We start from the raw sequence: 23,901 nt of genomic DNA on the forward strand, positions 1-23,901 counted from the left end.
CGACAAAAGCTGTCGTCGCGATCTGGGTGCTGTTCGTGCCAACGGCTGCAGTCGGCGCTGTGGGTGTGCTGGCAAATGCCGGCGACGTGGACAACACAACCGAGCCCGTCCCGGTCGACTACCAAGCGTTCACGGCATGGCTCTCGGCCCAAGGCGGCCAGCGCGCAATGATGGGCATGGCGGCCGAATATGCGGCACTCGCCGGCAATCGGAAAGTCGAGTTTCTGGATTTGTCATGGCCGCAGGTTGATCGCAAGGCAGGCCACATCCGCATCAAACGCGCGAAGCAGCGCGGCAAGAAACGTGGCGAGGTCATCGAGCAGATCGAAATCACGCCGCCGCTTGCTGGGTTACTCGACCGTCTGGAGGCCGTCCGCGGCGACAAGGAATGCCTGTACGTCTTCACGACGAAATACGGCACGCACTACACGCGTGACGGCTTCAAGGGATTCTGGGGGAAGTTGATGAACGAAGCGATCGAGGCAAAGGTCATCGCCGGCCGATTCACGTTCCACGATCTAAGGGCGTATTACACGACGCAGTTCAAGCAGGAGCGCGGCACGCTGCCCGACCTTCATGCCAATCCGGCGACCACGGCTCGGGTCTACGACCGTACCAAGATCGTGAAGAGGAAGGCGCTATGAATTCCATTTTGTGGAATTTCAAAACAAAAACGGCACTGGATAAAATCTCAGTACCGTTTCTAACTACTTGATATTGCTATGAATTCAGTGGGGTGGCTGATGGGACTCGAACCCACGACGACAGGAATCACAATCCTGGACTCTACCAACTGAGCTACAGCCACCACTGATACTGCTTTTTGCTCCCCGCTGTTTTTGTTTCAGCAGCGAAGAAGGAAGATTATACGAAGTCTTTTGAATCTTGCAAAGCCTTTTTTTCAAAAAATTCTTCGGCTTCGTTCAGATGCGCGCGTGCCTCGTCGAACACAGCCAGATCGCCGCGCGCGAGCTTCTTGTTGTCGGACAGCACGCGACGCCAGCCGCGTGCGCCCGGCATGCCGCGATACAGCCCGAGCGCGTGCCGCACGATCGCGCCGAGGTAGGTCCCGCGCTTCAGCTCAGCCGCGCAGTATTCGATCAGTTGAGCCTCGGCCTCTTCGCGCGTCGGCACCGCTGCGGTCGATCCGTAGAAGCGCGCATCGACCTCCGCCAACACGTACGGATTGTGATACGCCTCGCGGCCGAGCATCACGCCGTCGACATGCTCGAGGTGCTGCGCGACTTCGTCGAGTGTCTTGATGCCGCCGTTGATGACGATCTCCAGCGACGGAAAATCGCGCTTCAACTGATACGCATAGTCATACTTGAGCGGCGGGATCTCGCGATTCTCCTTCGGCGACAGCCCCTTCAGGATCGCGTTGCGGGCATGCACGACGAACGTTTCGCAACCGGCCTCGGCCACCTTGCCGACGAAGTCGCGCACGAACGCGTAGTCCTCGACCGCATCGACACCGATCCGGTGCTTGACCGTGACCGGCACCGACACCGCATCGCGCATCGCCTTCACGCAGTCGGCGACGAGTTGCGGCTCGTTCATCAGGCACGCGCCGAACGCGCCGCGCTGCACGCGCTCGGACGGGCATCCGCAATTCAGATTGATTTCGTCGTAGCCCCACTGCTCGCCGAGCTTCGCGGCGCGCGCGAGATCGTCACGCTCGCTGCCGCCCAGTTGCAGCGCGACCGGCGATTCGTTCGGCGTGAACGCGAGATGCCGCTGGGCATCGCCGAACAGCAGCGCGCCCGTCGTGATCATCTCCGTATACAGCCACGTATCACGCGTCAGCGTACGGTGGAACGACCGGCAATGGCGGTCGGTCCAGTCGAGCATGGGCGCGACGGATACGCGGCGGGGAGGAAGCGAGGACGGTACGGACATGGATTTCGGGCAACAGGCCAGACGGCGCGGGAACAACCCGACATTTTACCGCAACACGGGCCGCACCTGCCCGGCACGCGCGCTAACCGTCGCCCAGTTCCGCATCGACCGCCCGCCGCGCCTCGTCGAACACGCGCTCGAGCACGCGTCGCTCGGTCAGCAGCATCCCGTCGACCTTGACGAGCCGCCAGTCGATCCGCACGGCATCGCCCTGCAGCACGCGGTAGTGCGCATGCTCGCCGTCCCAGACCTGCTCGGTCTTCACCTCGATCTCGAAGCCGCGGTATGGCTCGCTGAAATCGCCGAGGTCGCTGCCTCTCGGTTCCATCGCACGCTCCGTGGCGACGCAGCGCCAGGCCGCCCACGCGGCAGGCGCCGCGCGCTCAATCGTATTCGTCTGATAAAAAGGATTTGCCGTCGGCCGTCAGGTCGACCCGGTCGGCCGCCGCCTGATAGATCAGCCCCTCGTTCAACAGCGCATAGACGACGTCGCCGAACGCGGCCGGAACCGGCCGGCTTTCGCCGAACTGGTCGATCCACTTCAGCGCCTCGATGGCTTCGGGGGAAAGGATGGGGGTCATGCGTTCGCCTCCGGCATCGGTGTCGTTCCATCCTAGCACTTCGTCCGGACATCGAATACCGAGGCAAACGCGCTGTAGAAATACCGGGCGGCGCCAACTGGCTGGTTGCCTGCGCCGCCGCACTGCGCAGGCAACACCCGTTCAGAGACGCGCGATCGATACCTCGGTCGACTTCACGAGCGCGACGACTTCCGCGCCGACCTTCAGTTCGAGTTCGTCGACCGAACGGGTCGTGATCACCGACGTGACGATGCCGAACGGCGTCTCGACGTCGACCTCGGAGACCACGGACCCGCGAATGATCTCCTTCACCTTGCCCTTGAACTGGTTACGTACGTTGATTGCAGTGATGCTCATCAGGTTGATCGCTCCGAAGAAAAAGTCTCAGAACGGGCGGCGGGTGCCGCCCGGATTTAAACGGCCCAGCGGATCTGCCCGACCGGTCGTACGTTGCTCGCTTCTTCATGCACCTCGCCCGGATCGTCCGCGCCGGGGCCGCCGGCGAGCACGCGTTTCAGCACGCGATCCTCGAGCGCCGCAAACGCCGCCGATGCGCGGGCACGCGGCCGGTCGAGCGGCACGGACTGATCGAGCGCCACGCGTCCCTGCTCGATGAGCAGGATGCGGTCGCCGAGCGCGACGGCCTCCTGCACGTCGTGCGTGACGAGCAACGCCGTGAACCGATGCTCGCGCCACAACCGTTCGATCAGCGCATGCATCTCGATGCGGGTCAGCGCGTCGAGCGCGCCAAGCGGCTCGTCGAGCAGCAGCAGTTGCGGCCGGTGCACGAGCGCGCGGGCCAGTGCAACGCGCTGCCGCTGGCCGCCCGACAGTTGCGCGGGCCAGTCGTTCGCACGTTCCAGCAGGCCGACTTCATCGAGCACCGCGCGCGCCTGGTCGCGCGCGCCGCGCCCGAGGCCCAGCATCACGTTCTGCAGCACGGTCTTCCACGGCAGCAGGCGCGCATCCTGGTACATGATCCGCGTGTCGAGCGCGCCGCCGCCGTCGCCGCGCGTCACGAGCGCGCCGCTGCTCGGCTGCTCGAGTCCCGCGACAAGACGCAGCAGCGTCGATTTCCCGCAGCCGCTGCGGCCGACGATCGCGACGAAGCTGCCGCGCGCGATGCCGAGTTCGACGTTGTCGAGCACCGTGCGCGCGCCGAAGCGCTTGCTGACGCCCGACAGCGTCACCGCGTCGTCGGGTGCCGGACTTCCCGCGCGCCGCCGCGCGAGCGGCACGACCGATGCGCTGCCGTCACGATCGAGGATCGCCGCGTCTCGCGCGTTGCCGTCCGCGACGCGTGCCTGCGCAAGCTCGGCCTCGAGATCTGCGCCGGCTAGCAGGCCGTAGGCGGCCGCCGAAGTCGTCGCATTCATGCCTTTGCTCCTGATTGGTAAGCGGGGTGCCAGCGCAGCGTCACGCGCTCGAGCCATTTCGCCAGCACATCGGCCAGCTTGCCGAGCACCGCGTACAGCAGGATGCCGACCACCACCACGTCGGTTTGCAGGAATTCACGCGCGTTCATCGTCATGTAGCCGATGCCCGACTGCGCGGAGATCGTCTCCGCGACGATCAGCATCACCCACATCAGCCCGAGCGCGAAACGCACGCCGACGAGGATCGACGGCAGCGCTCCGGGCAGGATCACGTCGCGGTACAGTGCAAAGCCGCGCACGCCGTAGCTCTTCGCCATCTCGATCAGGTTCGCGTCGACCGAGCGGATCCCGTGATACGTGTTGATGTAGACCGGGAAGAACACGCCGAGCGCGACGAGGAACAGCTTCGCCTTCTCGTCGATGCCGAACCACAGGATCACGAGCGGGATCATCGCGAGCGCCGGGATGTTGCGGATCATCTGGATCGTCGAATCGAGCGCGACCTCGGCGGCCTTCGACAGGCCGGTCGCGAGCCCCAGCGCAAGGCCGACGCCGCCGCCGATCACAAAGCCGAACAGCGCGCGCCACGTGCTGACCTTCACGTTCGCCCACATCTCGCCCGACGCCACCAGCGACCAGGCCGCGCGCACGACTGCAACCGGCTCGGGCAGCACGCGGGTCGACAGCCAGCCGGTGCGTGCGCCGACCTCCCATGCAACCAGCAGCGCGAGCGGCACGAGCCACGGCGCGACGGCGCGCCATGCACGGGCAGCCACGGCTGCGCCCGTCGTCGATGTTTTCGTTGTCATCGCAGGCCTCCCCTCGCTCAGCTCTGGCTCGCCTTCGGCAGATAGCTGTTGCCGACGATCTCGCCGAACGGCCCCGACAGCGGGCCGGTCGCTTTCTCCGCGCCCTTGCCCTTGATCAGCGGGAACACGAGTTCGGCGAAGCGATACGACTCCTCGAGGTGCGGGTAGCCGGACAGGATGAACGTCTCGATGCCGAGATCCGCGTATTCGCGCATGCGTTCCGCAACCTGCTCGGGATTGCCGACGAGCGCCGTGCCTGCACCGCCGCGCACGAGGCCGACGCCTGCCCACAGGTTCGGATACACCTCGAGCGCGTCGCGGCCGCCGCGCTTGCCGCCGTGCAGCGCGGCCATCCGGCGCTGGCCTTCCGAATCCATGTTCGCGAATGCCTTCTGCGCACGCGCGATCGTGTCGTCGTCGAGACGGCTGATCAGCCGCTCGGCGTCACGCCATGCTTCGTCCTCGGTCTCGCGCACGATCACGTGCAGGCGGATGCCGAACTTGATCTTGCGGCCGCGCGCGTCGGCGCGGGCCCGGATGTCCGCAATCTTCTTCGCGACAGCCTCGGGCGGCTCGCCCCAGGTCAGGTAGGTGTCGATGTGATCGGCCGCGATCGAATGCGCGGCCGGTGACGAACCGCCGAACCACAGCGGCGGATGCGGACGCTGCACGGGCGGATACAGCGCCTTGCCGCCCTTCGACTGCAGGTGCTTGCCGATGTAGTCGAAGCCGCCGTTGTCGTGCGACGCGGCAAGCAGCCCGCGCCAGATGTTCAGGAAATCGTCGGTAATCTCGTAGCGCGTGTCGTGATCGGCAAAGAGGCCGTCGCCTTCGAGCTCGGCCGCGTCGCCACCCGTCACGACGTTGATCAGCAGGCGGCCGCCCGACAGGCGGTCGAACGTCGCGGCCATTCGCGCCGCCAGCCCCGGCGAAGCGATACCGGGACGCACGGCGACCAGGAACTTCAGCCGCTGCGTCGCCGGGATGAGGCTCGACGCGACGACCCACGCATCCTCGCAGGAACGGCCGGTCGGCAGCAGCACGCCGTCGTAGCCGAGCGTGTCGGCCGCCACGGCGACCTGCTTGAAATAGTCGTAATCCGCGGCGCGCGCACCCTCGGCCGTGCCGAGATAGCGGCTGTCGCCATGCGTGGGGATAAACCAGAACACATTCATCTGCTGCTCCTGCTTGACTGTCACTGCCGAAATTTGAAAAAGACATCGCCCTGCTCGCGTCGCGAATGAGCGACGCATGCATGGTGTGCGTTCGAATCGGGATGGCTCGCCGGTCAGGCCGTGCAACGGGCGAGGACGCGATTGCACGGCTGTTTCTGGGAAATCAGTCTAGGGATCGGTGCAGGGCTTTGGAACGATTTTTTTGAGCTTAGGTTTTCCGCTTTCGTGATTAGCATGACGCTGGAGCGAATATCGCGGCGGCCGGGCCCTATAATGACGCACCTATCCGAATAACTCCGCGCGTACGGCCCCGGCCGTGCGCGCCTGCGGTGCACTCATCGATGCAGAAAGTCATCCTGCCATTCCTGTCCGGCTTCCTGGCCGCCCTGTTCTTCCGCGAAGCCACGCTCGCACTCCTTCACACGGCTGACCTGATCGCCGCAACCGGCTTCTCCACGCAGCCGTTCGCGCCGCTCGGCATTCCTGAATTTGTCGCGAATGCGCTGATCAGCGCGTGCTGCGCAATCCCGATGGCGTGGTTGTTGCGCGTCTCGCCGGAACGCGAGGCATCGTGGATCGGCGCGCTGGTGTTCGGCGGCATCGTGCTGACGGCCGCCCGCGTGTTCGCAATCGATCCGCTGCGCGGCATCTGGCCGACCGGCAACATGATGCCCGTGCTCGCGGCCGGCTTCGCGGCGAATGCGGTGTGGGGCTTCGGTGCGCTCGTGTTCATGCGCGCGTTCATGTCGGACGACGCGGGCGACGAGTAACGCGAGTCCTGCCTCCCCATCGTTCGACCGCGGTCGAATCGACGCTCATCAACGAAAAAGCCGCCTGCACATGCAGGCGGCTTTTTCGTTTCGGTATCGCGCGTTACCCGGCCCGGCCGACGTCAGTCCCGCAGATTCCGCAGCGGATGCGTGTCGGGCGTCCACGGGCTGTCGAACATCGCGAGCACGTCTGCGCGATCGATGTCGGCGGCCGACTTGAAGCGCCAGGCCGGCTGGTGATCCTTGTCGACGATCAGCGCGCGCACGCCTTCGATCACGTCGCCGCGCGCGAACGTCGAGCGCGTGAGATCGAGATCGCGCCGCAGGCAATCGGCCATCGTCGCGCCGCGTGCGCGTTCGACGACTTCCAGCGACACGGCCATCGACAGCGGCGACAACTGTTCGCGCATCGCGTGGGTCGCCTTCTCCACCCATCCGTCGACGGCCGCGCAATCCTGCTCGGTGTCGAGCGACGCAAGGATCGCGCCGATGTCCGGCTGCGCGAAATGCCGGTCGATCCCCGCTCGCGCATCGGCAAGCGCCGACGTGTCGGGCGTCGGCACGACCTTGTGCGCGGCAGCCGCGTCGGCCACGCAGGCGACGGCCTGCGCGCCGCTATCGATGCGCGCGTGGCGCAATGTGTCGAGCAGCGCCGGCAGCGCGGCATCGGGCAGATACACGTCGGCGAGTTGCGCGTACAGCGCGCCGGCCGCGTCGAGCGGCGCGCCGGTCACGGCGAGATAGCGGCCGAGCGCGCCGGGCGTGCGCGCAAGAAACCAGCTCATCCCGACGTCCGGGAACAGGCCGATGCGCGTTTCGGGCATCGCCATCTTCGTCGAGTCGGTCACGACGCGCAGGCCGCCCGTATGCCGCGCCGCCTGCGAAATACCCATGCCGCCGCCCATCACGACGCCGTGCATCAGCGCGATGTAAGGCTTCGGATAGGTGAAGATCGCATGGTTCAGCGTGTACTCCTCGATGAAGAACGTGTCGACCGCATCGCGGTCGCCGCGCTGCCACGCGTCGTGGAAGAAGCGCACGTCGCCGCCCGCGCAGAAGGCGCGCGGATGCGGGCTGTGCACGACGACCGCGACGACCTCGGGATCGTCGCGCCACGTGTCGAGCGCCTGCTGCATCAGCCGGATCATGCCGACCGACAGCGCGTTCAGCGCTTTCGGCCGGTTCAGTTCAAGAAAGCCGATGCGGTTCGCGACATACGCGCGTACGTCGGGCTGGGTGGATTCGGCGGAAACGGCGGCGGAAGTGGAATCGGTCATGAGGGCCATCCGGCAAATGGCAGTCGCACGCTCAGTGCGCCTGCATCTTCGAAAACAGGTTCAGCACCACGACGCCGGCGATGATCAGCCCGAGGCCGATCACCGCCGGCAGATCCGGCACCTGACGATAGAGCAGCATCGCGACGAGCGTGATCAGCACGATGCCGGCGCCCGACCAGACTGCATAGATGATGCCGACAGGCATCGTGCGCAACGTGAGCGACAGGCAGTAGAACGCGATGCCGTAACCGACGACGACGAGCGACGACGGCCAGAAGCGCGTGAAGCCGTCCGCCGCGCGCAGCGCGGACGTGCCGATCACTTCCGCGACGATCGCGATCGCGAGCCATGCGTAACCAGGAAGCTGCATCGCTCAGCTCCTTGCAAGGGCCAGCACGGCGTAGTCCTGGCCGAGTTCGGCACACAGCGCCTCGACGACGAATTCGTGATCCGCGCGCTGCGGCAGCCCGGACGCGGTGATCGAGCCGATCACGCCGGCGCCGGCAACGGTCAGCGGAAACGCGCCGCCGTGCGGCGCATACTCGGCGATCGGCAGCCCGTGCTTGTCCGCCAGCGTCGCGCCGGCCTGCTGCATGCGCAGGCCGATTGCATACGAGCTGCGGCGGAAATGCGCGACGACGTTGCGCTTGCGGCGCACCCAGTCGGCGTTGTCGGGTGTCGCGCCGGCGAGCGCCGCATAGAACAGCGGCTGGCCGAACGTGACAATGTCGATCGCGATCGCATGGCCGCGCGACGTCGCGAGCGCATGCATCCGGTTGCCGAGCGCCCATGCGCGGGTCGCGTCGAAATGGGGAAACACGAGCGCCTGTTCCTGCGCGCCGATCGATTGCAGATCGTGAGCGATGTCCATGAATCCGTCGATGCAGTATTGAGAGTCGCAACGGCGCCAATGCGATCGTGCATGGCCCCGCTGCCGGGATGACGACACAAACCGCTCGATTCTAGCGCACGTGCTCCACGTACCGGCCCCACAAGCGATTGCAACGCGATTGTCAGAAAGTAGTTGCACGCATTCTGGTTACCCCCTATAATTCATTTCTTCGACGGACGCGGGGTGGAGCAGTCTGGCAGCTCGTCGGGCTCATAACCCGAAGGTCGTAGGTTCAAATCCTACCCCCGCAACCAAACGTCCAGAATTACGCAAAAAGCCCGGCCCTGCGCCGGGCTTTTTGTTTTCCGCGCACGATCCCGCGCCCTCTTCCCGCAAGCGAGCGCCCCGCTTCGCGCGGCACGCCGCACGCATGCGCGGCCGTTCAAGAATGCCCCGCCCCGGTGATACACTCGCATCACCTCGTCCCTTCCACTCGACATGAAATTCTGCTCCGTCTGCGGTCACGAAGTCATCGCGCGCATTCCTCCGGGCGACAACCGCGAGCGCTTCATTTGCGATCACTGCGGCACGATCCATTACCAGAATCCGCGCAACGTCGTCGGCACGGTCCCGGTATGGGGCGATCAGATCCTGCTGTGCCGCCGCGCAATCGAGCCGCGCTACGGATTCTGGACGCTGCCGGCGGGCTTCATGGAAATGGGCGAGACGACGGCGGAAGCCGCCGCGCGCGAAACGCTCGAGGAAGCCGGCGCGCGCGTCGAGGTGCAGAACCTGTTCACGCTGCTCAACGTGCCGCATGTACACCAGGTTCACCTGTTCTACCTCGCGCGGCTCGTCGATCCGGCGTACGAAGCCGGCGAGGAAAGCCTCGAAGTGAAGCTGTTCGACGAAGCCGACATCCCGTGGGACGAGATCGCGTTCCCGACCGTCAGCCAGACCCTGCGATTCTTCTTCGCCGATCGCGCCGCGGGCGACTACGGCGTGCACACCGGCGATATCTTCCGCTCGCTGCGCAACGGCTGAGCCCGCGCCCATGGTCCCCTGGCTCGGCCCGGACGATCCGTTTCCGCCCATCGAGCGTGCGCTCGGTCCCGCGACCGGCGCGCCCGGGCTGCTCGCCGCGAGCGCCGACCTGCTGCCGTCACGCCTCATCGACGCGTACCTGCGCGGCATCTTCCCGTGGTACTCGGACGGCCAGCCCGTGCTGTGGTGGAGCCCCGACCCGCGCATGATCCTCGCGCCGGCCGAATTCAAGGTGTCGCCTTCACTGCGCAAGACGCTGAAGCGCGTGCTGCGCGAGCCCGGATGGGAAGTGCGCGTCGACCACGACTTTGCGGGCGTGATGCGCGCCTGCGCGCAGGCGCCGCGCCGCGGGCAGCGCGGCACATGGATCACGGCCGAGATCATCGACGCGTACACGTCGCTCTACCGCTCCGGCAACGCGCACAGCATCGAGACGTGGCACGACGGACGCCGCGTCGGCGGCTTGTACGGCGTATCGTTCGGACGGATGTTTTTCGGCGAGTCGATGTATGCGGACGTGACCGACGCATCGAAAATCGCGCTGGCCACGCTCATCGCGCACCTTCGCGAGCACGGGCTGGAGATGATAGACTGCCAGCAGAATACGTCGCATCTAGCGTCGCTCGGCGGCCGCGAGATCGCACGCAAGGCCTTTGTCGCTCACGTGCGCAGCGCGGTAGCCGAACCGCCGATTCCGTGGCAGTTCGACAAGCGCGCGCTCGCCGCGCTGACGGGCCCCGGCGAAACGGCGGCCCCCTCCGGGATCGAGCGCTAGCGGCGGTACTCCCTCCCTGCATCGAGAGCTGCCCATGACTCACCCGACTGAGCTGCCGCTTTCACCGCTTTCGGCGCTGCAATTCTATGCAACGGCGCCCTATCCGTGCAGTTATCTGGACGGCCGCATCGCGCGCTCGCAGGTCGCGACGCCGAGCCACCTGATCAACTCCGACATCTACACCGAACTCGTGAAGGCCGGCTTCCGCCGCTCCGGCGTGTTCACGTATCGGCCGTACTGCGACGGCTGCCGCGCGTGCGTGCCGGTGCGCGTGCCCGTCGACGCGTTCGAGCCGTCGCGCACGCAGCGCAGGATGTGGAAGCGGCATCGCACGCTCGTCGCGACGGTTTCGCCGCTGCACTATGACGAAGAGCACTACGCGCTCTACATGCGTTACCAGTCCGCCCGCCACGCAGGCGGCGGCATGGATCGCGACAGCCGCGACCAGTACGAGCAGTTCCTGCTGCAGAGCCGGATCAACTCGCGCCTCGTCGAATTCCGCGATCTCGACGCACCGGGCGGCGAGCCCGGCAAGCTGCGCATGATCAGCATGATCGACATCCTCGGCGACGGGCTGTCGTCCGTCTACACGTTCTTCGAGCCCGACGATCGGCACACGAGCTACGGCACCTACAACATCCTGTGGCAGATCGAGCAGGCGAAGAGCCTCGGCCTGCCGTACGTGTACCTCGGCTACTGGATCCGCGAGAGCCCGAAGATGGCTTACAAGGCGAACTTCCACCCGCTCGAAGGGCTGATCGACGGCCGCTGGAAGATACTCGATCCGGAACGGATCGACCTGCCGCCCGTCGATGCGGCGCTGGCCCGCGCGCCGCTGCCCGGCGGGCATTCCGGCTCGGACTGACACACGCTGCGGGGGCTACGAAGCAAAGCGCGCCCCTGCCGCGCAACTCCCGGTAAAATACCGGGTTGTCATTCATTCCGGCTGTCCGTCCGCCCAATTCCCGTGTTCAGTTCCCTTTATCCGCTGGCCCGCGCATCCCTGTTCAAGATGGATGCGGAAGACGCTCACCACCTCACGCTGCGCGCGCTCGGCGCGGCCGGCCGCACGGGCCTCGCCTGTGCGCTGTCGGCCCGCGTGCCCGACGCGCCGCGCACCGTGATGGGGCTCACGTTCCGCAACCCGGTCGGCCTTGCGGCCGGCCTCGACAAGGACGGTGCGGCCATCGACGGCCTCGCGGCGCTCGGCTTCGGCTTCATCGAGGTCGGCACGGTCACGCCGCGCCCGCAGCCCGGCAACCCGCGTCCGCGGATGTTCCGCCTGCCGCAGGCTGACGCGCTGATCAACCGGATGGGCTTCAACAACCACGGCGTCGACCAGTTCGTGAAGAACGTCCAGGCCGCCCGCTATCGCGGCATCCTTGGCCTGAACATCGGCAAGAACGCCGATACGCCGATCGAGCGCGCCGCTGAAGACTATCTCTACTGCCTCGAGCGCGTGTATCCGTTCGCGAGCTACGTGACGATCAACATCTCGTCGCCGAATACGAAGAACCTGCGCCAGCTGCAAGGCGCGGGCGAGCTCGACGCGCTGCTCGCGGCGCTGAAGGACAAGCAGCAGCGCCTCGCCGACCTGCACGGCAAGCTCGTGCCGCTCGCACTGAAGATCGCGCCCGATCTCGACGACGAACAGGTCAAGGAAATCGCCGACACGCTGCTGCGCCACAAGATCGAAGCGGTGATCGCCACCAACACGACGCTGTCGCGCGCGGCCGTCCAGGGCCTGCCGCATGCGGACGAAGCCGGCGGCCTGTCGGGCCGCCCGGTGTTCGACGCGTCGAACGAAGTGATCCGCAAGCTGCACGCCGAAGTCGGCAGCGACGTGCCGATCATCGGCGTCGGCGGCATTTTCTCGGGCGAGGACGCCCGCGCGAAACTCGCGGCCGGCGCGGCGCTCGTCCAGCTCTATACGGGCTTCATCTACCGCGGCCCCGCGCTCGTCGCCGAATGCGTGAAGGCCGTCGCCAGCGAGCGCGCCGCGTAATATAGGCATAAACAAACAATATTTAGAGTTCGATTGCGTTTTCACTATCATCGACTCTATTGTCAGAATCAAGCGCCCCGCCGGGGCAAGGAAGCTCACACGATGAAATTTTCGCTGCTGAAGAAGTTGCTGGTTGCCGGCCTGATCGGCACGTCGTTCGCCGCCACCGCGCATGCGGCCGACCTCCTCGACCAGGTCAAACAACGCGGCACGCTGCGGATCGGCCTCGAAGGCACGTTCCCGCCGTTCAACTCGAAGAACCCGCAAGGCGAGCTCGTCGGCTTCGACGTCGACGTCGCGAAGGCCGTCGCCGCGAAGCTCGGCGTGAAGGCCGAGTTCGTGACGACCGAGTGGAGCGGCATCATCGCGGGCCTGCAGGCCGGCAAGTTCGACGTGATCGCCAACCAGGTCGGCATCACCGACAAGCGCAAGGAAACGCTCGACTTCTCGCCGGCGTACACGTACTCGTCCGCGCAACTGATCCAGCGCAAGGACGACACGCGCGAGTTCAAGTCGCTGGAAGACCTGAAAGGCAAGAAGCTCGGCGTCGCGCTCGGCACGAACTACATGGACATGGCGAAGTCGGTGCCCGGCATCGACGTGAAGACGTACCCGGGCGCACCCGAGTACCTGCGCGATCTCGCGGCCGGCCGCCTCGACGCAGCGCTCAACGACCGCCTGATGCTCGCCTACCTGACGAAGAATTCGCAGCTGCCGCTGCGCCCGGGCTCGAACGTCGGCTCGGCGAACCCGTCGGGCATCCCGTTCAAGAAGGGCAACCCGAAGTTCCAGAAGGCGATCGACGACGCGATGGTGCAGCTCGAAGCCGACGGCACGTTCACGAAGATATCGGACAAGTGGTTCGGCATCGACGTGACGAAACCGATCAAGTAAGCACGCCTGCATTTCCCGCCTGACGGCGGGCCGGAAAGGGTGGCATCCGCAGCGATGCCGCCCTTTGTTTTATTCGTCCGGTTTATGATTGCGCTTTCGCGCAAGCATTCGATTCGTATTCCATGTCGACAACGTCCCTGCTCGTCCAATCGCTGCCGGTGCTCGCCCAGGGCGCCGTACTGACCGTCAAGTTCGCCGTTCTGTCGATGGTGTTCGGCCTGCTTGGTGCCGTCGTGCTCGCGATGATGGGCATCCGGCAGAGCGAAGCACTCCAAGGCTTCGAGCGCATCTGGATCAACGCGCTCGCGTGGCTTGCACGCGCGTACGTGAGCCTGATGCGCGGCACGCCGCTGCTCGTGCAGATCTTCGTCATCTATTACGGGCTGCCGAGCCTCGGCATCTCGCTCGACCCGACGCCGGCCGGCGTCATCGCGCTGTCCGCGAACGTCGCGGCTTACATGTCCGAAAGCATGCGCGGCGCGATCAACGGGATCGCCCGCGGCCAATGGCTCGCCGCGTACAGCCTCGGGCTGTCGTGGGGACAGACGCTGCGCTACGTGATCGGCCCGCAGGCGCTGCGCATCGCGGTGCCGAGCCTGTCGAACAGCCTGATCAGCCTGATCAAGGACACGTCGCTCGTGTCCGTGATCACCGTGACCGAACTGCTGCGCAGCGCGCAGGAAGTGATCGCGGCGACCTATCAGCCGCTGCCGCTCTATCTCGCCGCCGCGGCCGTGTACTGGATCCTGTGCCAGATCCTCGAATGGGTGCAGCGCTGGTACGAAAAGCGCCTGTCGCTGCCGTCGCGGCACTGAGCGCACGCGCCCTGCCGGGCACGCGTGCCCGGCGCCCTCTCGTTTCCGCCTACTCGCCCGAATAGCGCACGCCGAGCACGGCGCGCGCCGCATCGGTCATCGCGATCATCTGCCGCGAATGGTCGTGCGTCATGATCGGGCTTTCGGTTTCGCCCGCACGCAGCAGGTCGCAGAAATGCGCGGTCTCGTAGTTCAGCCCGCCGCCGTCGGCCGGCGCGTCGAGTTCAACCGTGCGCCCGTCCGCATAGCGGATCGTCGCGCGCACCGGGTTCCACCACTTCTCGTGAATCGTCACGTGGCCGCCGGCCGCGGCGATCAGGGCGTCGCCGCGCCCCATCACATCGAGCCCGCAAAAGAGCTGCGCGATCCCGCCGTTCGCGTGCAGGCTGTTCAGGCTCGCGAACAGGTCGACACCCGTCGCACCGACGCGGCCGAGCGTCTGCACGTCGAGCGCCGCACCAAGCCAGTCGACCGCGAGAAACGCCTCGTAGATCCCGATGTCGAGCAGCGCGCCGCCCGCACGATCGAGGCGGTAGACGGGATGGTCGTCCGGTACCGACGACGACGCACACCCCGCGCGCACGAGCCGGATCTCGCCGATCGGATCGTCATGCAGGTGCGCACGCAACTGACGGTACAGCGGAAAGAACGGCGGCTTCATCGCTTCCATGAACAACCGCCCGGCGTCGCGTGCCGCTTGCAGCACGGTGTCGAGTTGCGCCGCGTTCAGCGTCGCGGGCTTTTCGCACAGCACGGCCTTGCCGGCGGCAAGCGCGGCCAGCGTGTACTGCGCGTGACTGTCATGGAGCGTCGCGATGTAGACCGCGTCGATATCGCTCGCGAGGAGCGCTTCGAGGCTCGCGGCAGGCGTGCCGCCGCAAGTCCCGCAAAAGGCTGCCGCGGCGTCGGCGCGGCGGGCCCAGGCACCGGCGAGCGTGGCGCCCGGCACGTGCGCGAGGCTTTGCGCGAAGCGGCGCGCAATGCTGCCCGCGCCGACGATGCCGAAGCGCACCGGGCGATGGTCGTTGTCGTTCATCCTGATCTTCCGTGTCGGTCGTATGACGGCGGCCGGCACGCTGCCGGCAGACCGTCATGATAAACGGCTCGCCGACACACGGATGAGCGACACGAGCCACGTCAGGCGCGCACGGGCACGTCGACGGAGAAATCGCGCGAGATCTCGTCCGCGCTGAAATCGATCAGCGCGAGCGAAGCCGCTTCGGCTTCGCGCGGATCGCGCCGCTCGATCGCATCGACGACACGCGCATGCGCCTTCACCGCGATATCGTGCGCCCCTTCCTTCTGCACGACGCGCGGGTTCACGAGACGCACCGCACCGCGCACGATCGCCGCCATCTGCTGGAAGAACTGGTTGCCGCTCGCCTGGACGATACGCGTGTGCAGCAACTCGTCCGCCGTGTCGTAGCCGGGGTCTCCCGGCCGCAGCACCTTGAACGCATCGAACGCTTCGCGGATGCCCGCGATGTCGGCCGCCGTCGCACGCACCGCCGCCTGCGCGGTCGCACGTGGTTCGATCAGCATCCGGAATTCGATGACGTCGCGCATGAACTGCGGATCGGGTTTCGCCCGAAATCGCCAGCTCACCACGTCTTCGTCGATCATGCGCCAATCGCGCATCGGTCGCACCCGCGTGCCGACTTTCGGGCGCACGTCGAGCATGTCGCGCGCAAGCAACATCGACAACGCTTCCCGCATCACGGTGCGACTCACGTCGAACTCTTTCGACAGCACATCCTGTGGCGGCAAAATGCCGCCGTACTTGTCTTCGACGATACCCGAGACAAGCCCATCCATCACTTTGGCGACCAGTGACCGGTCTTTGCCCTGCTCCATGACACCTCCCCGTGCGTCGATTTGCGAACACCTGCTCCGCAGTTCCGCCGGCCCTGGTTACTACTGTTCTTATGATCTATAAGTTGATGAGTTCGAGGATATTTCGCTATCTGGTAAACACCTGACAGGGTTATCCCTCTTTTTGACGGGGTGATTTATACGGCTACAAAAAAGGCCCGGGAAGCGCGCCGCGCCTGCCGGACCCCGATTTCCACAAGATTTAAACATCCAATCCATCACGGCCGATACCGCGCCGTTACGGACTGCTTCTCATTCAAATTCAACCAGCCGGATAAACGATCGTTTCGACGCCGTTTTCCGTACCGAGCAAGCACAGATTCGCGCCGCGCCCCGCAAACAGGCCGACCGTCACGACACCCGGCCATGCGTTCACCTGCGCTTCGAAGCCGCGCGGATCGGCAATCTGCAGCCCCTTCACGTCAATGATCTCGTTGCCGTTGTCGGTGATGTACGGTGCGCCGTCCCCGGTCACGCGCAGCACGGGCACGCCGCCGAGCGCGGTCACGCGCCGGCCGATCGCCGTGCGCGCCATCGGTACGACCTCGATCGGCAGCGGGAACGCGCCGAGCACCGGCACGCGCTTGCTGGCGTCGGCGATGCAGACGAACGTGTCGGCCACCGACGCGACGATCTTCTCGCGCGTCAGCGCGCCGCCGCCGCCCTTGATCATCGCGCCGCTCGCGTCGATCTCGTCGGCGCCGTCGACGTACACCTGCAGCGCGTCGACCTCGTTCAGGTCGAACACCTTGATGCCATGCGATTTCAGGCGTTCGGTCGTGGCGACGGAGCTCGACACGGCGCCGCGATAGCGTGACTTGACGACGGCGAGCGCGTCGATGAAGCAGTTGGCGGTCGAGCCGGTGCCGACGCCGATCACGGCGCCTTCCGGCACGTTCTGGATCACGTAATCGGCGGCGGCCTGGCCGACGAGGCGTTTGAGTTCGTCTTGAGTCATGGAGTGGTCATGCTGCGGGATTGCGGAAAACCGCCAGTTTACCGGACTCGGATGACGGCACGCGTTTTTCGGCGCGCGGTATGTCGCGGGTTCAGGGCGGGCCCGCCGCGGGCGCATTGTCCGCCGGTTGCGTGCCGGCGAAGTACTTGTCGAGCAACGCCTGCGCGATCGCGTCGGTTTCGGCGTCCGGATCGCCCGCATAGTCGGACGGCCGGAAATGCATCTGGAACGCCGCGAACACGCGCCGCGTGCGTGCGTCGAGCACGCCGTCGGTCGGCACCTCGTAGCCGTAACGCGCGAGCTTGATCTGCAGTTCGCGCACGTCGGCCGGCGCATGCGGATCGCGGCTGCCGAGCCGCGCGGCCACGGCGGCGTCGTCCGGCCATGCGCCGACACCGGCCTGTGCCAGCGCATGCCACGGAAACAACGGCCCCGGATCGATCTTGCGTTGCGGCGCGATGTCGCTGTGCCCGACCACGCGCGTCGGCGCAATCCCGTAGCGCGCGACGATGTCCTTCGACAGGCGGGTCAGCGCGTCGCCCTGTTCGGGCGGATACGGCTGCCAGGTGCGATGCTGCGGATCGAGCGGTCCGCGGTTCACGTTCTCGATGCCGATCGACGCCGCGTTCAGCTCGGTCGTGCCCTGCCACTCGCTGACGCCCGCGTGCCATGCACGCTCCGCTTCCGGAACGAGCTGGTAGACGACGGGCATCCCGTGTTCGGTGCGCGGCTGCGGCGGCACGACGTAATGCACGCTGACCGAATCGCCTGTCAGCGTGCGCAGCGATTTCGCTTCGTCGCTTTCGGTGTAATGCATCACGAGAAAGCGGATCCGCGAATCGGCGCCGCGCGCGTGCAGGCTCGCATCGGCGTAGTAAGTGCCGCGTTCGACGAGCGGCGACGACGTGCAGGCAGCCAGCAGGCATAGCACGGCACAGGCTGCGCCAGGACGAAACAGAGTCATCGGTCGCGGGTTCCGGGGAACCGCGTGCCGCACGCCATCGCGGCACGCGTCGTTCGATTCATGCCAGGCAGACCCACGCATGTTGCGCGGGACCGGCTGCGTCAGCCCTTCACGCGCCGCTGGCGTACGGCTTCGTACAGGCACACGCCGCTTGCGACCGACACGTTCAGGCTTTCCACGCTGCCGGCCATCGGGATGCTCATCACGTTGTCGCAGGTGTCGCGCGTCAGCCGGCGCATGCCTTCGCCTTCCGCGCCCATCACGAGCGCGACGGGGCCGTCGAGCTTCGTTTCGTAGAGCGTCGACGACGCTTCGTCCGACGTGCCGATGATCCACACGCCGGCTTCCTTCAGCTCGCGCAGCGCGCGGGCGAGGTTCGTCACCGTGATGTACGGCACCGTATCGGCCGCGCCGCTCGCCACCTTGGCCGCGGTCGCGTTCAGGCCGACCGCACGGTCGCGCGGCGCGATCACCGCGTGCGCGCCGGCCGAATCGGCGACCCGCAGGCACGCGCCGAGATTGTGCGGATCGGTGACGCCGTCGAGCACGAGCAGCAGCGCGGGGCCCTGGATGCCGTCGAGCAGCTCGGACAGGTTCTGCGCGAGCGGGACGTCCTCGACGCGCGCGACCACGCCCTGGTGGCGCTCGGTATGGGCGAGGCCCCACAGGCGCGTTTCGTCGGCCGCGATCAGCCGCACGCCCGCTTCCTTCGCGGTGTGCAGGAAGTCCTGCATGCGGCGGTCACGGCGCGTCTGGTCGTACAGCACCTCCGCAACCGTCGATGCATCGTGCCGCAAACGTGCGGTCACCGCATGAAAACCGTAAAGAACCTTCAGACGTGACATGACTGGAACAACCTTCGATCAAACGTGCGGCCGCGCGACGCGCGCAGCCGCGATCCATGGAAAAGGAAAGCGCCGCGTTGCCGGCCGATGGCCGGTGACGCGGCGTCTCTCGATACTGCAGGGCGGGCGCTTGCGCCGCCCCGAACGCTCAATACTTCTTGCGGGGGCGAGCCTTCTTCGCGGTCGTCGGCTTCGCCACCGCACCACTACCACCACCGCCACTACCGCTCTTCTTCTTCGCGGCAGCACGTGCGGCGCGCGCCTCCTTCACCGCGACGCTCGGTGCGCTCGCGGCCTTCTTGCGGTGCGGCGCGAGTTCCTCCGCCTGCGGCAGCGCGCGGACGCGCGGGCCGTTGCGATCGATACCGGGGCCTGCGACAGCCGGCGCGGGCGACGGGCGCGGCGCCTTCACCGGCGTATCGCGCACGAGGCGGAAATCGATCTTGCGCGCGTCGAGATCGACGCGGCTCACCTGCACGCGCACGCGATCCGACAGGCGATAGCGGATGCCCGTCCGTTCGCCGCGCAGCTCGTTCTTGATCTCGTCGTACTGGAAGTAGTCCGAGCCGAGTTCCGTGACGTGCACGAGCCCTTCGATGAAGAGCGTGTCGAGCTGGACGAAGATGCCGAACGACGTGACGCCGTTCACCATCCCGCCGTACTCCTCGCCGAGCTTGTCGCGCATGAAGTAGCACTTGAGCCATGCCTCGACGTCACGCGACGCTTCGTCCGCACGGCGCTCGTTCGCCGAGCAGTGCAGGCCGAGCTCTTCCCAGATCGCCGTGTTCGGGCGCGAGCGGCCGCGCGTTTCGTCGTCCGCCTGCTGCATCGCGCGGGCGCGCGGCGACAGCGCGGTGTTCAGCTCGAAACCGTCCGGCGCCTTCGGCGCGTACTTCTTGCCGGACAGGATCGCGTAGATCGCGCGGTGCGTGAGCAGGTCGGGATAGCGGCGAATCGGGCTCGTGAAGTGCGCGTACGCCTCGTATGCGAGACCGAAGTGACCGATGTTGTCCGGGCTGTAGACCGCCTGCTGCATCGAGCGCAGCAGCATCGGCTGCAGCATCTGCGCATCGGGCCGGTCGCGAATCTGCGCCATCAGCGCTGCGTAGTCGCTCGCATGCGGCTTCTCGCCGCCGCCGAGCGACAGGCCCATGCCGCGCAGGAACGCGCGCAGGTTCTCGAGCTTCTCCGGCGTCGGCCCCGCGTGCACGCGGTACAGGCCCGGATGCTTGTTGCGCTTCAGGAAATCGGCCGCGCAGACGTTCGCGGCCAGCATGCATTCCTCGATCAGCTTGTGCGCATCGTTGCGCTGGCGCGGCACGATCTGCTCGATCTTGCCCTGCGAGTTGCAGACGATGTAGGTCTCGGTCGTGTCGAAGTCGATCGCGCCGCGCTTCTGCCGTGCGGCGAACAGCGACTTGTAGACGCCGTACAGGTCCTGCAGGTGAGGCAGCAGGTCCGCGCGGCGCGCGGCCTCCGGCCCCTTCGTGTTCGACAGCACGGCCGCGACTTCGGTGTACGTGAGACGCGCGGCCGAATGGATCACGGCCGGATAGAACTGGTACGCCTTGATCTCGCCGCGCGAGGTGATCACCATGTCGCAGGCGAGCACGCAGCGGTCGACCTGCGGATTCAGCGAGCACAGGCCGTTCGACAATTTTTCCGGCAGCATCGGGATCACGCGGCGCGGAAAATACACCGACGTGCTGCGTTCGAGCGCGTCGGCATCGAGCCCGTTGCCCGGATGTACGTAGTGCGACACGTCGGCGATCGCGACGATCAGCCGGAAGCCGTCGCCGCGACCGACCTTGACCGGTTCGCAGTAGACGGCGTCGTCGAAATCGCGGGCGTCCTCGCCGTCGATCGTCACGAGCGGCACGTCGCGCAGGTCGACGCGGAAACGCAGGTCGGCCGGCAGCACCTTGTCGGGCAGCGCGGCGGCTTCGTTGAGCGCCGGCTGGCTGAATTCATGCGGCACGCCGTACTTGCGCACCGCGATTTCGATTTCCATGCCCGGATCGTCGATGTCGCCGAGCACTTCGACGACACGGCCGAGCGGCTGCGAATGACGGCTCGGGAAATCGGTCAGTTCGACCACCACCACCTGTCCGACCTTCGCCTTCTTCACGTTCTGCGTGATCAGGATGTCGTGGCCGATGCGCTTGTCTTCCGGCGCGACGATCAGCGCGCCGTTCTCGTTGAGCAGGCGGCCGATCACGCGCTTGTTCGCGCGCTCGGTGACTTCGACGACATGCCCTTCCGGGCGGCCGCGGCGGTCGTAGCCGACGATCCGCGCGAGCACGCGATCGTTATGCATCACCTTCTGCATTTCGCCGTTCGGCAAGAACAGGTCGTCCTGGCCGTCGTCGCGGATCACGAACCCGTAGCCGTCGCGATGCCCCTGCACGCGCCCGGCGACGAAGTTCGACGGATGGGTCAACTGGTAGTGGCCGCGCTTGTCGAGGCGGATCTGGCCGTCGCGCTCCATCGCGGCGACACGCCGGAAGAACCCTTCGCGCTCCTGACGCTTGATCGACAGTGCTTCGGCGATGTCGTTGGCGGCCAGCGACGCGTCGCTCGTACGCAGCACGCCGAGAATTTCTTCACGGCTCGGAATGGGGTACGGATATTTGCTCAAGGGTTTGTCGATGATTGTTCTCGTTGCGTTGACTGATGGTGCTCGGCATCAACATAGAGGTGTCCGTCAGACAGTTCTATATTGACGGCGGCGGGTCATTCTATCACCCGCCTGTGTCGGCAAAAAACGGGGAATGCCGCGTGCGGGCACGACGGTGACCGGTTTGCGATGCGCCGCAAAAAAGTGTTGACACGAATAATTGGGGCGCTATAATTTCGCTTCTTTGCAGCAAGCAGCTACTGCAAAACGTGCCCAGGTGGCGGAATTGGTAGACGCACTAGGTTCAGGTCCTAGCGGTGGCAACATCGTGGAGGTTCGAGTCCTCTCCTGGGCACCATCTGTTTTCTAAAAAGGTCGGCTTTTAGCCGGCCTTTTTTCATTTCCGGCGCTCGCCTCTCGAGCGCCAGTCATCGGCCCCATCGGCTCTTATGTCGGCCGCTCCCCTTATGTCGGCCGTTCCGATCGATAGCAGAATTTATCGGTTATCAATCGCCCTCCCCGTTGGTACGTTACCCGCCGTGCTTTCAACGAATCCAACGAGGAACACGACCCATGACGTCGATGAACCGCCGCGCGTTCGCGCGCGCGATGCTGGCCGCAGGCCTCACTGCCGCAGGCGTCCGCGCGCACGCCGAGAATGCGCCCGCCGCGCTGCGCATCGGTTACCAGAAGTCGTCGACGCTCATCACGCTGCTCAAGACGCGCAGCACGCTCGAGCAGGCGCTGACGCCGCTCGGCCTGCGCGTGTCATGGCATGAATTCGCGAGCGGATTGCCGCTGACCGAAGCGCTCAACGTCGGCGCCGTCGACTTCAGCGCCGACGTGGCCGACACGGTGCCGGTCTTCGCGCAGGCCGCGCATGCACGTTTCGTGTATGTCGCGCAGGAAGCGCCTTCACCGAAGGCACAGGCGATCGTCGTCAAGCAGGACAGCGCGCTGCGCACGCTCTCCGACCTCAAGGGCAAGCGCATCGCGGTCACGAAGGCGGCCGGCAGCCATTACCTGCTGCTGGCCGCGCTCGCACGCGTGAAGCTCGCGCCCGCCGATGTGGCGATCCACTACCTGACGCCCGCGGACGGCCGCGCGGCGTTCGAGCGCGACAGCGTGGACACCTGGATCACGTGGGATCCCTATGTCGCGTCGGTCGACCGGAATCCCGACGTGCGGATTCTGGCCGACGGCAACGGGCTCGCGTCATATCAGCGCTACTACCTCGCATCGAGCAGTTTCGCCGCCGCGCGTCCCGATGTCGTCCAGATCCTGTTCGACCAATTGTCGCAGGCCGGCACGTGGCTGCGCGGCCACCCGCAGGAGGCCGCGAACACGCTCGCGCCGATCTGGGGGCTCGACGCAGCGACGATCGCGCGCGCGAACACGCGACGAAGCTACCTCGTCCGCGCCGTGGTCGCGCAAAACTTCGGCGAACAGCAGAAGATCGCCGACACATTCCTCGCGGCCGGACTGCTGCCGGCCCGCGTCGATACGAGCCAGGCGCAGCGCTGGAATTTCACGGCGAAACGCGCGGATCCGGTCGGCGCGTGAGCGTCCGCCGCGCAAGGGGCAATATTCTTATCGCCTTGGATGAAATTGTGTTGACAGACTCCGTCGACACGCTAGAATAGCGGTCTTCGCATCGCAGCAAGCGAAATGTGCCCAGGTGGCGGAATTGGTAGACGCACTAGGTTCAGGTCCTAGCGGTGGCAACATCGTGGAGGTTCGAGTCCTCTCCTGGGCACCATCTGTTTTCTAAAAAGGTCGGCTTCTAGCCGGCCTTTTTTCATTTCCGCCCCAGAAATCGATACGCGCCGTACGCGCAACGGAATCGCCTGTTCGACGATGCATGCACGTTGGCGCGCCGCGAGTGCGCGCACCCTGCCCGACATCCCACGGCAAGTCCGACAAATTATTTTCGTTCGCGACCTCAAATTATGTTGACAGCCTGCGAAGACACGCTAGAATAGCGGTCTTCGCATCGCAGCAAGCGAAACGTGCCCAGGTGGCGGAATTGGTAGACGCACTAGGTTCAGGTCCTAGCGGTGGCAACATCGTGGAGGTTCGAGTCCTCTCCTGGGCACCATCTGTTTTCTAAAAAGGTCGGCTTTTAGCCGACCTTTTTTCATTTCCGTGACCCGTCCTGAAATAGGTTGACACTTTTTCGCCGAAACGAAGAGGTGCCAAGTGGAGCAAGGGATCAAGCGGACCCAGCGGGACTACAGTCTGGCTTTTAAGCTGTCGGTGGTGACGCAGGTCGAAAAAGGCGAGCTGACGTACATAGAGGCGCAGCGACGCTACGGAATTCAGGGACGCTCGACCGTACTGGTATGGTTACGTAAGCACGGCTTGCAGGATTGGGCCGATCCATCCGGGCGTGC

General features: G+C 65.8%; 25 protein-coding genes, 5 tRNA genes and 1 pseudogene. 14 read left to right on the top strand and 17 right to left on the bottom strand.

Annotated elements, in window-relative coordinates; genetic code table 11:
• Positions 1-26 precede the first annotated feature (26 nt).
• Positions 27-644 carry a tyrosine-type recombinase/integrase gene (locus BFF94_RS14280; protein ID WP_246637304.1) on the top strand — a complete coding sequence of 206 codons (618 nt, stop codon included), beginning with the start codon at positions 27-29 and terminating at the stop codon, positions 642-644.
• Between the two features lie 88 nt (positions 645-732).
• On the opposite strand, the gene BFF94_RS14285 is transcribed toward BFF94_RS14280, so the two are convergent.
• From BFF94_RS14285 to ssuD, 8 genes are all read right to left on the bottom strand, one after another.
• A tRNA-His gene (locus BFF94_RS14285) sits at positions 733-808 on the bottom strand.
• A 56-nt stretch (positions 809-864) separates the two neighbouring features.
• Entirely contained in the window at positions 865-1,851 is a 987-nt protein-coding gene (gene dusA / locus BFF94_RS14290) for a tRNA dihydrouridine(20/20a) synthase DusA (RefSeq protein WP_246637310.1), read from the bottom strand.
• A 130-nt stretch (positions 1,852-1,981) separates the two neighbouring features.
• Positions 1,982-2,227 (bottom strand): hypothetical protein, encoded by a 246-nt coding sequence (locus BFF94_RS14295; protein WP_128843488.1) that lies wholly within the window; start codon positions 2,225-2,227, stop codon positions 1,982-1,984.
• A 55-nt stretch (positions 2,228-2,282) separates the two neighbouring features.
• Entirely contained in the window at positions 2,283-2,480 is a 198-nt protein-coding gene (locus tag BFF94_RS14300) for a hypothetical protein (RefSeq protein WP_011351863.1), read from the bottom strand.
• Between the two features lie 141 nt (positions 2,481-2,621).
• The gene (locus tag BFF94_RS14305; RefSeq protein ID WP_006476104.1) at positions 2,622-2,837 is read right to left on the bottom strand and encodes a TOBE domain-containing protein; all 216 of its coding nucleotides are present in this window, start codon (positions 2,835-2,837) and stop codon (positions 2,622-2,624) included.
• A 56-nt stretch (positions 2,838-2,893) separates the two neighbouring features.
• Complete coding sequence (locus BFF94_RS14310; protein ID WP_219139477.1) at positions 2,894-3,856, bottom strand: ATP-binding cassette domain-containing protein; 963 nt, start codon at positions 3,854-3,856, stop codon at positions 2,894-2,896.
• The gene (gene ssuC / locus BFF94_RS14315; protein WP_128843487.1) at positions 3,853-4,665 is read right to left on the bottom strand and encodes an aliphatic sulfonate ABC transporter permease SsuC; all 813 of its coding nucleotides are present in this window, start codon (positions 4,663-4,665) and stop codon (positions 3,853-3,855) included. Before ssuC ends, BFF94_RS14310 begins: the two co-directional genes overlap by 4 nt.
• A gap of 17 nt (positions 4,666-4,682) precedes the next feature.
• Positions 4,683-5,840, bottom strand: a complete 1,158-nt coding sequence (gene ssuD, locus BFF94_RS14320; RefSeq protein WP_128843486.1) for an FMNH2-dependent alkanesulfonate monooxygenase — start codon at positions 5,838-5,840, stop codon at positions 4,683-4,685.
• A gap of 341 nt (positions 5,841-6,181) precedes the next feature.
• Here ssuD and BFF94_RS14325 point away from each other — a divergent pair, with 341 nt between their 5' ends.
• Complete coding sequence (locus tag BFF94_RS14325; protein ID WP_128843485.1) at positions 6,182-6,610, top strand: hypothetical protein; 429 nt, start codon at positions 6,182-6,184, stop codon at positions 6,608-6,610.
• Between the two features lie 122 nt (positions 6,611-6,732).
• Here BFF94_RS14325 and BFF94_RS14330 read toward each other — a convergent pair whose 3' ends face one another.
• From BFF94_RS14330 to BFF94_RS14340, 3 genes are read right to left on the bottom strand one after another with little or no spacing between them, the layout of a single operon-like run.
• Positions 6,733-7,887: an enoyl-CoA hydratase/isomerase family protein gene (locus BFF94_RS14330; protein ID WP_128843484.1), complete on the bottom strand. Its 1,155-nt coding sequence runs from the start codon at positions 7,885-7,887 to the stop codon at positions 6,733-6,735.
• A 31-nt stretch (positions 7,888-7,918) separates the two neighbouring features.
• Positions 7,919-8,257, bottom strand: a complete 339-nt coding sequence (locus tag BFF94_RS14335; protein WP_128843483.1) for a DMT family transporter — start codon at positions 8,255-8,257, stop codon at positions 7,919-7,921.
• A gap of 3 nt (positions 8,258-8,260) precedes the next feature.
• Positions 8,261-8,758, bottom strand: coding sequence for a heme-degrading domain-containing protein (locus BFF94_RS14340; RefSeq protein WP_128843482.1), 498 nt, complete (start codon positions 8,756-8,758; stop codon positions 8,261-8,263).
• 198 nt (positions 8,759-8,956) lie between these two features.
• Between BFF94_RS14340 and BFF94_RS14345 the strand changes: the two genes are divergently transcribed.
• The 7 genes from BFF94_RS14345 to BFF94_RS14375 all read left to right on the top strand — a co-directional run bounded on the left by BFF94_RS14345 (position 8,957) and on the right by BFF94_RS14375 (position 14,252).
• Positions 8,957-9,033 (top strand) — tRNA-Met (locus BFF94_RS14345).
• Positions 9,034-9,217: 184 nt separating this feature from the next.
• Complete coding sequence (locus BFF94_RS14350) at positions 9,218-9,763, top strand: NUDIX hydrolase (RefSeq protein ID WP_128843481.1); 546 nt, start codon at positions 9,218-9,220, stop codon at positions 9,761-9,763.
• A 10-nt stretch (positions 9,764-9,773) separates the two neighbouring features.
• Complete coding sequence (aat, locus tag BFF94_RS14355; RefSeq protein ID WP_128843480.1) at positions 9,774-10,538, top strand: leucyl/phenylalanyl-tRNA--protein transferase; 765 nt, start codon at positions 9,774-9,776, stop codon at positions 10,536-10,538.
• 34 nt (positions 10,539-10,572) lie between these two features.
• Positions 10,573-11,403 (top strand): arginyltransferase, encoded by an 831-nt coding sequence (locus BFF94_RS14360; RefSeq protein ID WP_128843479.1) that lies wholly within the window; start codon positions 10,573-10,575, stop codon positions 11,401-11,403.
• A gap of 102 nt (positions 11,404-11,505) precedes the next feature.
• Positions 11,506-12,543, top strand: a complete 1,038-nt coding sequence (locus BFF94_RS14365) for a quinone-dependent dihydroorotate dehydrogenase (protein WP_128843478.1) — start codon at positions 11,506-11,508, stop codon at positions 12,541-12,543.
• Positions 12,544-12,645: 102 nt separating this feature from the next.
• Positions 12,646-13,437: a cystine ABC transporter substrate-binding protein gene (locus BFF94_RS14370; protein WP_128843477.1), complete on the top strand. Its 792-nt coding sequence runs from the start codon at positions 12,646-12,648 to the stop codon at positions 13,435-13,437.
• Between the two features lie 122 nt (positions 13,438-13,559).
• On the top strand, positions 13,560-14,252 hold the full coding sequence (locus tag BFF94_RS14375) for an amino acid ABC transporter permease (RefSeq protein ID WP_128843476.1): 693 nt from the start codon (positions 13,560-13,562) through the stop codon (positions 14,250-14,252).
• 49 nt (positions 14,253-14,301) lie between these two features.
• Here BFF94_RS14375 and BFF94_RS14380 read toward each other — a convergent pair whose 3' ends face one another.
• The 6 genes from BFF94_RS14380 to rnr form a co-directional block, all read right to left on the bottom strand.
• Positions 14,302-15,288, bottom strand: a complete 987-nt coding sequence (locus BFF94_RS14380) for a Gfo/Idh/MocA family protein (RefSeq protein ID WP_219139478.1) — start codon at positions 15,286-15,288, stop codon at positions 14,302-14,304.
• Positions 15,289-15,389: 101 nt separating this feature from the next.
• Positions 15,390-16,106, bottom strand: coding sequence for a FadR/GntR family transcriptional regulator (locus BFF94_RS14385; protein WP_128843475.1), 717 nt, complete (start codon positions 16,104-16,106; stop codon positions 15,390-15,392).
• A 280-nt stretch (positions 16,107-16,386) separates the two neighbouring features.
• Entirely contained in the window at positions 16,387-17,082 is a 696-nt protein-coding gene (gene rpiA, locus BFF94_RS14390) for a ribose-5-phosphate isomerase RpiA (RefSeq protein ID WP_219139479.1), read from the bottom strand.
• A gap of 91 nt (positions 17,083-17,173) precedes the next feature.
• Entirely contained in the window at positions 17,174-18,046 is an 873-nt protein-coding gene (locus tag BFF94_RS14395; protein WP_128843474.1) for an N-acetylmuramoyl-L-alanine amidase, read from the bottom strand.
• A 101-nt stretch (positions 18,047-18,147) separates the two neighbouring features.
• The gene (rlmB, locus tag BFF94_RS14400; RefSeq protein ID WP_219139480.1) at positions 18,148-18,891 is read right to left on the bottom strand and encodes a 23S rRNA (guanosine(2251)-2'-O)-methyltransferase RlmB; all 744 of its coding nucleotides are present in this window, start codon (positions 18,889-18,891) and stop codon (positions 18,148-18,150) included.
• Positions 18,892-19,039: 148 nt separating this feature from the next.
• A complete protein-coding gene (gene rnr / locus BFF94_RS14405; RefSeq protein WP_128843473.1) occupies positions 19,040-21,529 on the bottom strand; it encodes a ribonuclease R in 2,490 nt (829 codons plus the stop codon).
• Between the two features lie 250 nt (positions 21,530-21,779).
• Between rnr and BFF94_RS14410 the strand changes: the two genes are divergently transcribed.
• The 5 genes and pseudogenes from BFF94_RS14410 to BFF94_RS14430 form a co-directional block, all read left to right on the top strand.
• Positions 21,780-21,866, top strand: a tRNA-Leu gene (locus tag BFF94_RS14410).
• Between the two features lie 215 nt (positions 21,867-22,081).
• Positions 22,082-23,071, top strand: coding sequence for an aliphatic sulfonate ABC transporter substrate-binding protein (locus BFF94_RS14415; protein WP_128843472.1), 990 nt, complete (start codon positions 22,082-22,084; stop codon positions 23,069-23,071).
• A 109-nt stretch (positions 23,072-23,180) separates the two neighbouring features.
• Positions 23,181-23,267, top strand: a tRNA-Leu gene (locus BFF94_RS14420).
• A gap of 252 nt (positions 23,268-23,519) precedes the next feature.
• Positions 23,520-23,606, top strand: a tRNA-Leu gene (locus tag BFF94_RS14425).
• 101 nt (positions 23,607-23,707) lie between these two features.
• A pseudogene (locus tag BFF94_RS14430) lies at positions 23,708-23,901 on the top strand (IS3 family transposase); the annotation flags it as partial.

It is taken from the genome of Burkholderia catarinensis (genome assembly GCF_001883705.2).
Lineage (GTDB): Bacteria > Pseudomonadota > Gammaproteobacteria > Burkholderiales > Burkholderiaceae > Burkholderia > Burkholderia catarinensis.